Origin of the sequence: Nitrospira sp. (genome assembly GCA_005116745.1) — a bacterium.
Classification (GTDB): Bacteria; Nitrospirota; Nitrospiria; order Nitrospirales; family Nitrospiraceae; genus Nitrospira_D.
In genome coordinates, this window is sequence record SWDS01000009.1 from 205227 (window position 1) to 218393 (window position 13167).

At 55.7% G+C, this 13167-nt stretch carries 15 protein-coding genes; 5 read left to right on the plus strand and 10 right to left on the minus strand.

Translation table 11 applies throughout. The features are described 5' to 3' along the window. Positions 1-56 precede the first annotated feature (56 nt). Positions 57-476, plus strand: a complete 420-nt coding sequence (locus E8D52_14150) for a hypothetical protein (GenBank protein TKB66826.1) — start codon at positions 57-59, stop codon at positions 474-476. Positions 477-504: 28 nt separating this feature from the next. Here the strand turns inward: E8D52_14150 and E8D52_14155 are convergent, their stop codons facing one another. From E8D52_14155 to E8D52_14175, 5 genes are all read right to left on the minus strand, one after another. Next, positions 505-1164, minus strand: a complete 660-nt coding sequence (locus tag E8D52_14155; GenBank protein ID TKB66827.1) for an endonuclease III — start codon at positions 1162-1164, stop codon at positions 505-507. Between the two features lie 51 nt (positions 1165-1215). Then, complete coding sequence (rpsU, locus tag E8D52_14160; GenBank protein TKB66828.1) at positions 1216-1410, minus strand: 30S ribosomal protein S21; 195 nt, start codon at positions 1408-1410, stop codon at positions 1216-1218. Between the two features lie 72 nt (positions 1411-1482). Beyond that, complete coding sequence (gene ftcD, locus E8D52_14165) at positions 1483-2949, minus strand: glutamate formimidoyltransferase (protein TKB66829.1); 1467 nt, start codon at positions 2947-2949, stop codon at positions 1483-1485. Positions 2950-3039: 90 nt separating this feature from the next. Further along, positions 3040-3285, minus strand: a complete 246-nt coding sequence (locus E8D52_14170; GenBank protein ID TKB66830.1) for a sulfurtransferase TusA family protein — start codon at positions 3283-3285, stop codon at positions 3040-3042. Positions 3286-3312: 27 nt separating this feature from the next. Beyond that, a complete protein-coding gene (locus E8D52_14175) occupies positions 3313-3843 on the minus strand; it encodes a hypothetical protein (GenBank protein ID TKB66831.1) in 531 nt (176 codons plus the stop codon). 191 nt (positions 3844-4034) lie between these two features. Between E8D52_14175 and E8D52_14180 the strand changes: the two genes are divergently transcribed. Further along, positions 4035-5117 carry an aromatic ring-hydroxylating dioxygenase subunit alpha gene (locus tag E8D52_14180; GenBank protein TKB66832.1) on the plus strand — a complete coding sequence of 361 codons (1083 nt, stop codon included), beginning with the start codon at positions 4035-4037 and terminating at the stop codon, positions 5115-5117. Beyond that, positions 5105-5764, plus strand: coding sequence for a hypothetical protein (locus E8D52_14185; GenBank protein ID TKB66833.1), 660 nt, complete (start codon positions 5105-5107; stop codon positions 5762-5764). The genes E8D52_14180 and E8D52_14185 overlap by 13 nt, the downstream gene beginning before the upstream one ends. Here the strand turns inward: E8D52_14185 and E8D52_14190 are convergent. Next, a complete protein-coding gene (locus E8D52_14190) occupies positions 5761-7770 on the minus strand; it encodes a sodium:proton exchanger (GenBank protein TKB66834.1) in 2010 nt (669 codons plus the stop codon). The two genes, E8D52_14185 and E8D52_14190, sit on opposite strands and share 4 nt — an antisense overlap. 458 nt (positions 7771-8228) lie before the next feature. Here E8D52_14190 and E8D52_14195 point away from each other — a divergent pair, with 458 nt between their 5' ends. Further along, positions 8229-8792: a hypothetical protein gene (locus tag E8D52_14195; protein ID TKB66835.1), complete on the plus strand. Its 564-nt coding sequence runs from the start codon at positions 8229-8231 to the stop codon at positions 8790-8792. 19 nt (positions 8793-8811) lie between these two features. Here E8D52_14195 and E8D52_14200 read toward each other — a convergent pair whose 3' ends face one another. The 3 genes from E8D52_14200 to E8D52_14210 are packed head-to-tail and all read right to left on the minus strand — an operon-like array spanning position 8812 to position 11966. Continuing rightward, positions 8812-9834, minus strand: coding sequence for an NAD-dependent epimerase (locus E8D52_14200; protein TKB66836.1), 1023 nt, complete (start codon positions 9832-9834; stop codon positions 8812-8814). Positions 9835-9861: 27 nt separating this feature from the next. Continuing rightward, the gene (locus E8D52_14205) at positions 9862-11484 is read right to left on the minus strand and encodes an MBL fold metallo-hydrolase (protein TKB66837.1); all 1623 of its coding nucleotides are present in this window, start codon (positions 11482-11484) and stop codon (positions 9862-9864) included. A 5-nt stretch (positions 11485-11489) separates the two neighbouring features. Further along, entirely contained in the window at positions 11490-11966 is a 477-nt protein-coding gene (locus tag E8D52_14210; GenBank protein TKB66838.1) for a VOC family protein, read from the minus strand. An 82-nt stretch (positions 11967-12048) separates the two neighbouring features. Between E8D52_14210 and E8D52_14215 the strand changes: the two genes are divergently transcribed. Further along, entirely contained in the window at positions 12049-12876 is an 828-nt protein-coding gene (locus E8D52_14215; GenBank protein TKB66839.1) for a uroporphyrinogen-III synthase, read from the plus strand. Positions 12877-12919: 43 nt separating this feature from the next. On the opposite strand, the gene E8D52_14220 is transcribed toward E8D52_14215, so the two are convergent. After that, entirely contained in the window at positions 12920-13120 is a 201-nt protein-coding gene (locus E8D52_14220; protein TKB66840.1) for a hypothetical protein, read from the minus strand. Positions 13121-13167 lie beyond the last annotated feature (47 nt).

Below are 13167 nucleotides of genomic sequence, written 5' to 3' on the forward strand. Positions count from 1 at the left end.
ATTGCAATGACCAACTACGTGAATAGCGTGACAGCCAGAGCGCAAAAGAAATGACTATGTCGACGAAGCCGAAATTCGTCATCTTCGCCCACAACGCCACGTACGATAAGCTGCACCAGGTCGCGACGCTGGGGATGACGGCTGCGGCGATGGGCAAAGACGTGATCATTGTCTTGCTATTTTGGACGATCAAAAAACTCGCCGAAGGGAAGATCGATCAGATTGATTTCCCACCGGAGTATGCCGAGTCGGCTGAGGAAGTTGCTCGGTTGCTGAAAGAGAAAAAGGTGCCGAAGATCTCGGAGATGTTCCAAGATGCCAAGCATGTTGGAACACTTCGGCTGATTGCCTGCAGCGCCGGCTTAGAATACATGGGCGTGGATGCCAGCGCGGTCGAAAAGAATGTTGACGAGGTGATGGGTCTGCCAGCTATCCTTTCCCTGACCGCTGAGGCTGAAACGAAGCTTTTCATATAGCCCCTAAGCTCCCTCTCACTGCTTACCCCTAACGTGATTTCGTGACCCCTACGCGATCGCACATGTCCGCCAACTTGCACGTGCTGCACCGCGGTGAAACCGGTAGGCATAGGTTCTGCCCATAGGGGACGAGGAGATCGTTGTACATGATCCAGTATTGTTTCGGGAGCTTGCGCCGGAGGGCATCTTCTGATGCTTCCGGTGTCTTCGTGTCGATATAACCCCATCGATTGCTAATTCGGTGGACGTGAATATCTACACAGATTCCCGGCTTGCCAAATCCAAGCGTCACCACCAGATTCGCCGTTTTCCGACCGACTCCTGGTAAGGTGAGCAGTTCATCAATGGAGTCCGGGACCTTCCCGCCATACTCATCGATCAGGCGGCGGCAGATGTGGTGAATCGATTTGGCTTTTGTCCGATAGAACCCGACCGGGTAAATGGCCTGTTCGACCTTCTTCAGCGGCAGCTCTAACATGGTTGCCGGTGTGCGAGCCAGGGCGAAGAGTCGGTCGCCGGCTTCCCTTGTCGTTTTATCTTTGGTTCGCAAACTGAGGAGGGTGGACATGAGGATGGGAAAGGGATCGCGGTTTGATTCCTTGGCTACGACCCCGACGACCGGTTCTGGCCAGCGACAAATCTCTCGCTTGACTATGCGGATAGCGGCATGGATTTGCTGCTGACGCATGTAAATGGTCGTAAACGAAGGGAGGCTGCTGGGAGGAGCAGAAGACCGTGTCTACTCAGGCTTCCGCTTTGACAACCACTTCTGACGGCGCCGTTGAGCTTCGCGTTGCTTTGCTTTCTTTCGCACGCTGGGCTTCTCGTAGAAACGGCGACGCTTCAGCTCACGGAACAGACCTTCTCCCGCGAGCTTCTTCTTGGCAACTTTCAGTGCTTTTTCAACGTTGTTGTTGAAGACCTTGATTTCCATCCCCGTGATTTTCGACTTTCTCAGGCCAAGTCAGCCTGCTGCATACGGTTTTCAATCATTCGGCGCCGGAGTCTAGCACAACACCCTGAGTTCCTCAAGGCTTTCTGTGGCCTTTACAATTCTGAGCCGTATGGAATGTATAAGTTTATGATTTTCTTGCATATTTGTATTTGTGTGAACCGTAATAAGACCTGCTTTGGCCGCTGCAATGACAAGAGTCAGTCCTACAGTAAGATCTGAGTGAATGGTCGGCTTTGCTCCCTCGCGTAACGCATAGAGCAACCGCGCAACCTCGCAGGACAGCTCCGTGATTTCTAGCGGTACTTCCGTAGCCCGTTGGAGCGCAATTAAAATCACCTGATGGCGATCAGGATGGTGTTTTGGGATCTTGTACGCATCCATCAGCCCATTGTAGGCCTCTGCATCTGTTTGAACGAGTTGATGGAGCTGCCGGCTCAATTCGAGTAAGCGCTGTTCTCTGTCCGATTGTCCAGCGAGGCGTGCTCCCATCACCCCCAAGGAAGCCGCCAGGGCACCCACGAACGCCGTGACGCTGCCACCGGCTGGCGCTGGTTTGGCGTCAGCAACGGCGGCCAGGAAATGTGAGAGGGGGTGCGCCGGTTCGTGCTTGCTGCGCATCGCCTCGGCGATTCTAGTTTCGAGGACCTGGCTGGAATCTAATCGATCGAGCTGCAACGAGACAGCGGCTGCCTGGTCCAATGCCGCTTGAGGAGCAAGGCCGATCAATTCACTCCCCGCCACATCTATATTGCGTGTCGCGGCTTCGGTCTTGACGCGCTGAAACACAGTCAGAATGGGTGTCACGAGGTAATCGGTCACATTGATGGCGACCTGCACCATACCGCGACTGGATAGCGCTACTCCGATCGCTTTGATAGAGGGCAACCCGCCGCTTGAGTGGCGGACGGCTCTGGCGATGGACCGGGCTTGCTCAACGTCCCTCGAGCAGAGGTTCACGTTGTAGGCGATCAGCGGAGGCCGGGCGCCGATGGCGATTGCTCCCGCGCGTTCATGCAGTCGAGGGGGACCGAAGTCTGGAATCCAATCGGGGTCTGACTCCATCCGGAACGCCAGGCCTTCGAGCCCTCCACGCCTGACTGACTCCAATGGAGCGTGGTCGGCATGGCCCGCGGCACGTTCGTACAAGAAAACGGGGATTTCCAGCTCACGCCCCACTCGTTCTCCTAGTCGCTTTGCAAGCTGGACGCAGTCCTCCATTGTCGTACCCCTGATTGGGATAAACGGCACCACATCCGTCGCTCCTATCCGGGGGTGTACGCCGACATGTGTCCGTAGGTCAATGAGTTCAGTCGCGAGCCGAACGGCACGAAATGCAGCTTCAACGATTGCGTCCGGGGGGCCACAGAAGGTCAATACTGACCGGTGGTGGTCCGTATCCATCGAGTGGTCGAGCAGTGTCACATCGGCGGTCGACGTCACGGCGTCGATCAAGGCGTGAACCGTTCCTTGATCCCGACCTTCACTGAAGTTGGGGACACACTCGACGAGTTGGTCCATAGGTTCCAGCACGTGCCAACGAAAAAGCCGGAGGATCGATGACCGATCATCCGGCTTTTGGCGTAACCATCGTTCTCTGACGGGAGCTGGCTATTTCGTCTTCTTCACGAACGCTTTATAGATACGGCCAGATTTGGCTTGTTCCTCTTCCATGCCTATCATTTGATGCCCGGTGTTTTCACACCAAGCCGGCATGTCTTTTTTGATGCCCTCATCATCGGAGACGACTTCCAGCACCTGTCCCAAGACCATTTCTTTGATTTTCTTGGAGGTGAGAATAATCGGCATGGGACAAAAGTACCCCAAGGTGTCGAGTTTGACATCGGCCTGCATCATGAAAACACCCTCGCTTCAGTGGACGATTCAAATGAACAGATTGACACTGCCCTGTTTGGCTTCCGCCAGATATGTGGTCACGCCGGCGAACTGATCAATGCCGTCGATTAAGGTGTCCTTGGTAATACCCATGAGGCCCATTGTCGTCGTGCAGGCGATGAACCGCACGTCCAGTTCGAGGGCCGTTTGCATCAGCTCAGGCACACCGGGCATCCGGTTTTGCCTCATCACCGTCTGCATCATCTTCGTCCCCAACCCACCGAAATGGAATCGGGATAACGGAAGCGCATCGGCCCCACCTCTGTTGAGCAGTCCGAACATCCGTCGAAGCCAATCTTTGGCCGAACTCGTAGCGCCCCTTCGTCGAATCGTATTCAGTCCCCAAAACGTAAAAAACATGGTCACATGCATGCCCATCGCAGCGGCACCCGTGGCGATAATAAACGCCGCCATGGCCTTATCGAGATCACCACTCAACAACACGATCGTCACTCGATCAGGCTTGGATTCCTGCAGTTGTGCTAACGTCGCCGTCGGCTCTATCTGTGTGGCAATCATGATTTCACCTCGTGACTCTTTCACATTTTACGCATGAACAGAATAGTATGTGATCCTTCGGGGTGTCAAGGAACTGAGTTATTGCGCGACGGTGTACGCATCGCTTGACCTATCTCCATCCTCTCGTTATAGTCGGAATCCATTGTACTAGACCCGTCTTGCGAGTGTCCTCCCGATCTCGAATGACCCTCATGATCGAACAGCCATCACCCGAAGTTGTGTCTTCCAGGAGCGCTCCACTCTTTGGTTTTTGGTACCCAGCTATCCCGAGCCATACTCTGCGCCAAGGTACGATGAAAGGGCTGCAGATGTTGGGGTTGCCGATCGTCCTCTGTCGTGATCGAACCGGTGGTCTTTCGGCGATGCGCGATATTTGCCCGCACCGTGGCATGCCTCTGTCATTCGGCCGGTTCGACGGTGAACGAGTGGAATGCTCGTATCACGGATGGCAGTTCGATATGAAGGGGCGTTGCCGGTGCATCCCTGCCCTTCCCGAACAGGGGAGTCTACAAACCGACAAGATCGGCGTCACGACCTATCCGGCTGAAGAAACGGACGGCATGATTTGGCTGTACCTGGCTGATGAACGCGGGAACATCGATCCGCTGCCGCCTGCTCCTCGCATGCCGCTTCCATCGGAACCTCGGCAGTCATTCCATATTTCGCTGACGTATACGTGTACCGCGGACGACGGCATTATCGGTCTCATCGATCCGGTGCATGGACCCTATGTCCATTCATGGTGGCGCAGTGATGCGCGTATGCATGAGAAGACGAAAATCTTTGAACCGATCCCGAACGGCTTCCGGATGATTCCACATCGTCCCGCCAAGAATAGTGGGCCGTTCCATTGGGTGGAGCGAATCTATGGAGGGCCGCTATCGACCACCATCGATTTTGTGTTGCCGAATCAGCGGGTGGAGCTGATGCAATGTGGACGGATGTGGATGGCCAATCGATTGATGGCCACGCCAGTGTCCGATATGGAATGTCGCATCGATTTTTCAGCCTATTGGCAGGGGCTCCATTGGCTGCCGTTCGGCAAGGTGATTTTTCGCACGCTGACAAAGATGTTTCTTGGCCAGGATGAGCGGGCGATGAAGCACCTGGCGGTGGGGCTTCGTCACAAACCCTCGTCGATGTTTCTCGGCGATGCCGATATGCCGGCGAAATGGTACTACAAACTGAAGGCTGCCCATCAGGCATCGGTCCAAACAGGCCGACCGTTTGATCATCCTCTCAAAGAGCGAGTGACGCTGAGGTGGCGAAGCTGACTGTGTCGTTTCAACTGGTGTGCCTGCTGATGCTGGCGACCATGCCTGCGATGCCCGCGTATGCCGGGAGCTCCAACATCGTCTCCGTTCCGACTCTGGGCGTACAGGGTGAGGGACTTCCCGGTGTTGTGAACTACATCTTAGTCCAGCTCGATCACGTTGCCTCGCAAGATGGCCCTACCATTCAGTTCAATGAAGTCAACTTGGGGGGAGGGTCCCGCGTCGGTGAAGAATGGAAAGAGGGAGCCCGTCGAGCCGTGCGAGCCGTGCTCCATGCCGTGGGTGACAGCGGGCATGATTGGATGATCACGATCAAAAATCGCTCCGCGACGTCCTTGACCGACGGGATGAGCGCCAGCGCCGCCGTTGCCGTGGCAATCATGGCAGCCCATCGAGGAGGCGTGCTCAGATCGGATATGGTGTTATCCGGCCAGATCAGACCAGATGGTCGCTTAGACGTGGTCGGAGGGTTACCCGTAAAAATCGAGGCCGCCGCGAACGCGCATTACCGAGCCATCATCGTTCCGCTGGATCAGGGACTCACGGCGGACTGGATGAGCTCGACGGATGTGGCCTCTCGCAGGAGGGTTCAGCTCATTCAAGCGGGCACACTCGATGAGGCTTACCAAGCCATGACGGTACGCTAGCCGTCGCCCTTATTCGCGACAATAAATCCCATCGCTCGCCTGATCTCATCGCGCGCTCCGAGCAGGACCACAATATCACCGGCGAGGAGCGTGGTTTTCTCCGACGGATTGGATTCTGTCACGCCGCTTCTGGTCAAGGCAATGATGGACGCACCCGTCCGTGGCCGTAGTGCCAATTGGACGATCGTCTTTCCTGCGGCCGGTGAGTCCTCCTCGATTCGACAGGTTTCCACTTCGACGTCAGCGAGGGTTCCGCCTCGAAGGTGGTGGGCCAGTTCGGGAAGCTCACTCCGGCGGAGGAGCGCGTATCCCTCACGACGCACTTGTTCCGCTTTTCGCATGACGAAATCTTGCGGCATGTTGTAGGTGCGGAGGACGAGGGCAAAGATTTCAATCGACGTTTCAAATTCTTCTGGCACGACATCGTCGGCACCTAGCTGATGGAGCTCCTCTAGCTCACGCAAATAACGGGTTCTCACAACGATATGAATCTTTGGGTTCAAGGCTCGGGCCACCTGGACGGTTCGGCGGGCCATGAATGGATCGGAGATTGCGATGACCAGGACCCGCGCATCGTCGATTTTTACATGCCGCAGCACATTTGGATTCGTCGCATCGCCATAATAGAGCGGCAAGCCATGGGCAGCCTCGCGCTGCACTATGTCACCATCCAGATCTAAGGCGATATGTGGCACTTCCGTCTCGCTCAAGACTCGAGCGAGGTTGCGCCCATTCAACCCATACCCCACGATAATCACATGGTCCTTGATGCGGAGATGCCGTCCTTCCGCCTCAAGCACATGGGCGGTGGTCTGTCCGGGAAACCAGTGGCGAAGGCGTTGCACGGCTTCAACGCGTCGCGCGAGATGTGGGGACCACTGCATGAGAAGTGGTGTGATGATCATAGAGCAAATCGAGACCGCCAGAAAGATTTGGTAGGGGGGGCCAGACAAGAGCTTATTCTCCAGACCAACTTGTGCCAGGATAAAGCTGAACTCACCCACCTGCGCGAGGGCAATGCCGGTCATGACGGCGGATCGGGGTGGGATGGAGACTGCTAAGACGGCTCCCGTTCCAGCGATAAATTTGACAAGCAGGACGAGGAGCAACACACCGGTTACGACGAGCGGATACTCCAGCAGAATCCGCCAATCCATCAGGATGCCGATCGAGACAAAGAACAGACTGTTGAAACTGTCGCGAAAGGGTAGCACTTCGGCAATGGCTTGGTGGCTGTATTCCGATTCGGAAATCACGAGTCCGGCGATGAACGCTCCGAGAGCAAGTGAGAGTCCGCTGAGAGAGGTCAACCAAGCAATGCCGAGGCACATAACAATGATGGTCAACAAAAAGAGTTCCCGGCTTCGGCTGCGAACGATGTGTTCAAGGAGTCTCGGGACCGCATACCATGCAGCCGCGACGATGCACGCGACCACCACCAGAGACTTGCCCAACGAGAACAGCACGGGCGTCAGCGTGCCCCCATCGGGACTGGCGAGAATGGGTGTCAGTAAGATCATAGGGACGACGGCCAGATCTTGGAAGACCAGAATGCCGATGGTAGCTCGTCCGTGAGGAGAATCGCTGTCTCCGTTGGCGGCCAACGCCTTCAACACAATGGCCGTGCTGCTCAGTGAGAGCAGAAAGCCCCAGAAGATCGCCTGCGAGGCTGGTAACCCGACCAACATCCCGCCGAGCCACGTGATCACGATGACTCCCCCGACTTGGATCGGAGCGGCAATCAGGAGCAGCCGACGAAGTGAGGTCAGTTGCCTCAGCGAGAATTCAATGCCGATGGTAAACAGCAGCAACACGATGCCGATTTCCGCCAGCACTTGTACCGTCGCGATGTCAGAAATCAGATTGAGCCCATGGGGGCCGATCAACGCTCCGGCGACGAGAAACCCGGCGATGGACGGCAGTCGGAATTGATGAAACAGAAACACCACGGCGATGGAGACGGTGTAGATCAGCAGTAAATTGCCGAGTACGCTGTAATCAGTCATAACGAGTTGTATCTCGTTGTGTGTTGTGCCTGACACCGATTCGGAACCTGGCGATCCAACGATCTGTCGAGGCTGGAGTCGGTCATCGCCATAAGAAGTCCTTTACGCCGATCGGTAGATACGCAGGATACCTGAGGTTTGTACACCGGACAAGGCAAAGCCGCATGTTCCTATGCTCTTTTCTTTAAAAAGGCACTCGTTCGGCGTTTGGAGTGAGGGCGATTCCGCCGGCCTCCGGTGCGTGGCGATGAATGCCTGAATCATGAATCCACGATGCCTATCGTTGGCCCTGATCAGTTGATCAATCGTGGCTAAGCCGCTCCAGTCTTGGAGTTCTCCCCCTAAAGAGGCATAGACCGACGAATAAAGTATTGGGTAGGGTGCAGGCACAGCTTCATAGGAATGACCACGAGTGACGAGGCACTGAGTGCCGTCGCCACCGGATTTGGAGGTGCCCCATGCGGTCGACGCGGATGTTTACTTTCCTCGCTGCGATGCTGGCGGTGTTTTCCGCCGCTCCGGCATTCTCAGAGACTGAGTCCGAATCGGGGACGACTTGGGACTGTACCCAAACAGATGGCAGTTCAATCTACACGAACAAGGAGCGGGCTGGTTGTCGTGCCATGATGTTAAAGTCGCTTTCCGTCGTGCCTGATTTGGAGAAGATGCCGACAATTCCCAGAACCACGATCACCAGCGAACCCCAGTATCAGGTCCCTTCTTCCCAGGAACGTGCTTCTGGAGCAGGAGGACGTCAAGTGCCCGATTGGGCGCGTGACTGGCATGCGAGCAACACGTCTTCCGGCTCGGCACAGGCTGAAGTGTGCATGTTATACATGGAATGGATACAACTTGTGCAGAAGACCCGTGGAGGGATGTTCTTCGGATCAGATCCATCCTATGGCGGGGATATTACGGGACAGAATCAGAGAGGGCCAAGCTACGCTTTTTACGACAATACTCGCTATATGGCGCTCTCGAAGCTCTTCGGCAGGGGGTTTGTCCCGGTGGGGTGTTTCTAATACAACGTGGTCGAGTCCCTCACGCTCTGTAAAACTCGCGATACCACTTCACAAACTGGGGAATACCCACCTCGATCGGCGTGGTCGGCTTGAAGCCGACATCGTTGGTCAAATCATTGATGTCGGCATACGTTGCAGGGACGTCTCCAGGCTGTAACGGCATCAGTTTCTTCTCCGCCTTCTTCCCCAGCGATTGCTCCAATACCTCGATGAAGTGCAGCAGCTCGACCGGCTGATGGTTGCCGATGTTATAGATGCGCGCAGGAGCTGAGCTGGTTCCGGGATCTGGCTTCTCTCCTGACCATGCTGGATTAGCCGTCGCAGGATGATCCAGCGTCCGAATGACTCCCTCGACAATGTCGTCCACATAGGTAAAGTCGCGTTTCATCTTGCCGTGATTGAAGATTTCAATCGGTTGGTCCTCCAAAATGGCCTTCGTAAAGATGAAGAGGGCCATATCGGGGCGTCCCCAAGGTCCATAGACGGTAAAAAAGCGAAGGCCTGTGCAAGGCAGGTGATACAGATGCGCATAACAGTGGGCCATCAGCTCATTGGCTTTCTTACTGGCGGCATACAGTGAGACCGGATGGTCCACATTGTCATGCACGGAAAACGGCATAGACGTATTGCCGCCGTAAACAGAACTCGATGACGCATAGACGAGATGCTCGACCTGACTGTGCCGGCAGCCTTCCAGAATATTCATGAAGCCTTCGATGTTGCTCTCTGTATAAGCATGAGGGTTGACGAGGGAATAGCGCACGCCTGCTTGGGCTGCGAGATGAACGACCCGCCGGATGGGTGTGTCGGCAAAGAGGTCCCGCATCCCTTGCCGGTTGGTGAGATCGAGTTTGACGAAGCTAAATCGTTCGTGCGGCGTCAATTGGGCGAGCCGAGCCTGTTTCAATCGCACATCGTAGTAGTCGTTGATATTGTCGAGGCCGATCACGTGATCGCCACGGTCCAAGAGGCGTTTGGCCACGTGAAACCCGATGAACCCCGCGGCGCCCGTGACAAGAATCGGCGGCTGCGTTCCAGTCATATCTACTCCTTTAAGAAAGAAAAGATGCTACCGTTTTTTGCCAGACTTCATAAACGGCGGATCGCCGTGATCCAACCGATATAGAGTCAGTGGAGCGAGGGCATTCCCCGCGGCAATCACTTCAAGCTCACGGTTATCCGCTATTCGGTACAGATCCAGCGCGTGAGCATAATGATATCGACATTCCTGCGAAGCAAGAAGGTCTTTCAATTTCTCCGGTGGTTCCCAGTGTGCCGTCAAGAGCGCCGTTCTGGCGGGATTGCGGCGGCTGAACATGAAGGATAAGTGATCGGGGTACCAGTCAGCTCCACCGGTGGCGTAGGACACAAACAACCGTGCGTGGGCGGCCGCGCAGACGTCGGCTAAATACGCGTTCGTAAGATAACCGTTTTCGCCGACATCCAACCATGTGCCTGGGTGGGAGAGGGAGGCATGGGCGGCATGGCTCCGGATCTCACGTAGCTGCTGTTGTGAGGCGAACACCAGCGGAATCGGTCCGTATCGCCCGACCAATTGTTGAATGACATTGTCCTTGAGGGCGGATCGGCCATCGTTCGTCGGGCCGCTGTCCGCATGAACAAGCACATTGTATCCCCGATCCGAGATCAGGTAGCAATTCCGTGGCATGTTCAAGTCGCAAGGGTCCTCGCCATAGAAAGGTACGGACACGACCGCGCCACCTTCAAAGGCCCAGCTTTCGCCGTGCGCGAGCTCGATGACGTGCTCAAACCCTAATTCTGCTAGCAGCCCGTGATAATCGAAGAACAACTGCGTTCGATTACGCCGACTGGGCACAATGATTGGTGTGTCTTTCGGTAAATGGAGCAAAGTACGGGGATCGACGTGGTCATCGTGATCGTGGGTCAAGAACACCGCGGCAGGTCTTGGTAAGAGCCCTCCCCAAAGCGATGGTATCGATGACTCGGCGAACCACGGCAAAAGCCATGGGTCGAAGAGGAATATGGTCTCACGTTGTCGGTAGAGCAGGGCCGCGTGCCCCAGGTGGACCGTGTCCTGATCCTGAACGACATCGAACCAGTGTCGGCTTATCGAAGCGGTGGCCGACGTGATCAAGCATCCCTGCAGCTGCAGGAGATCGAGGAGTCTCGTCAGTAGGCCCTGTGAGTCACGCGGTAGTGCTGACACCACGGCGCGAATCTCGTCGGCCGTATGCGTCCCCTCGAGCTGGCCGAGTAATCTCCCAACGGCGGGGCCTAGGGGAAGTTGATTGAACCCGAACGGGATCGCTTGGTGATTGATCGCATGAAAGATGCGGAGCCCACCGTTGGTCACAGTTGCGGACTTGGTTGGATCAGTCGGGAAGTCCCACTGAAAGGTTCCGTCCGGTTGCCGGCCACAGTGAATGTGTTGTCTCAGGTAAGGCCGCGCGTTGACTAGCTCGGCATACGCATCTTCCAGACGGTGCCGACGATCGGGATCATCAAACGGCGCACGTTTGGAGAAGACATCGCTGATCGCCGTGTCAATTGCGCTGGAGAGGAGACTATGGGCCTCCTGGAGACTGGCAACGACCTCCGGCGCCACACCACCGATGAAGGGGAAGGGACCCGGCGGCTCGGCACTCTCCAGTTGCACCCAACACCAGGGGGCGAGACTCACGTAGTGATTATTGGGAATGCCGGTCCACATGGGGTTTAAAGGTTGGTACTGAAGCGCAGCCTACTGATCGCCGGTTCATAGAGCGCTTGGATCGCGTTGCCGTCAGGATCGGAAAAATAGAATGAATAACTACCGTCCCGGTGCTGCTTCGGTTCTTTCATGATATGCCCGCCCATTGATGCGATCTTGGGGGCGATGTGTTGGTACAGCTGATCGACTGCTCCTGGGCTGTCGCAAATCACGCCCATGTGATCGAGTAGTTGGGTTTTCGTACGATCGTAAGAATCCATTTCACTCTTTGAGATCTGATGAAGGGCCAGGTTGTCGACCCCAGAGCTGAAGTAGACGTTCTCTGAGTCCGGTTCCCACACCGCCTGAAAGCCGAGTAGCTCTTCATAGAAACGACGAGATCGAGAAAGATCGAGCACGCGCAGTGCGAGATGGCGAAGGCCGCGATGGAGTGGAGTTGTCATAGCAAGCAACTTGTTCGTCAATGGATCCGAAGTTTCCATAGTAGGGAGATGACTGCCAGGCCGTCAATGGGAAATCAGCTCCAGCTTAAGGAGTGATGGCTATGGTACGATCAGTACATCTATGGCATTCAATGGAATGACAGTTGCGGCGTTCGAACGTCGGATGGCCACCGAGATCACCCGGCTGATCGAGCGGTACGGCGGACGACCGCTGGTTGTTCCTGTGCTGCGAGAGATCCCGCTGGAAGACAATCAGGCAGCGCTGGAGTTCGGGGCGCAGCTCATGGCTGGGCGCATTGATCTGCTTATTCTACTGACGGGGGTGGGTACCACCTCGCTGGTTGATCTGTTAAAAACTCGCTATCCCTGGGCGTCGCTTCTGATGGCCCTCCAACAGACGACGATTATTACACGGGGACCGAAGCCAGTTGCAGCCATCAAGGCGGTTGGTCTTCAGCCAACCATCACGGTGCCGGAACCGAACACCTGGGTCGATCTGGTTTCGGCTTTGGATCAGCATTGTCCCGTGAAAGGATTGCGAGTGGCTGTACAAGAGTATGGGGTCTCAAACCCTGATCTGTTGAGCGCACTGGAGCAGCGAGGAGCAGAGGTCTTCCCAGTTCCGATCTACAAATGGACTTTACCGGAAGATCTTGGCCCAGTTCGTCATGCACTCGATGAGATCATCGCTGGGCGTGTGCATGCGCTGCTGATCATGAACGCTGCGCAGGTGGATCATGTCATGCTGGTGTTGGAACAGGATGGAAAGATCGAGTCGTTTCGAGCAGCATTGCAGAAGATGCTCGTCGCATCGATCGGTCCCATTGCCAGTGAACGGCTGCGTCATCATGGCTGGCCGGTCGTCTTCGAGCCGTCACATCCAAAGATGGGGACCTTGATCAAAGAAGTGTCGGAGCGAGCCAATCCATGCAATGAATCAACACGTTGATCACAGTGGTATCGTGAGAAGCATCCCACCTGGTCCTGGTATCTTACCCCAGAATGTCTACTTTGACGTGGCGATGCCCACGTCGGATGCAGTATCGGCGAAAGTCGGCAAGATCGAGCGTAAATACTTTTGTGATGCGCAGCGATTCCGCTGCAACCATGACCGACGCATCGGTGAGATCCATCGGGTGATCTCCATATTGTTCCATCAGCTCGAAGGCTCGTGCTGCTGCTGTGTGGTCCATACACCTTGAGTTCTAACTCCAAGTGCAACACTTCAAGCCCGGATGGG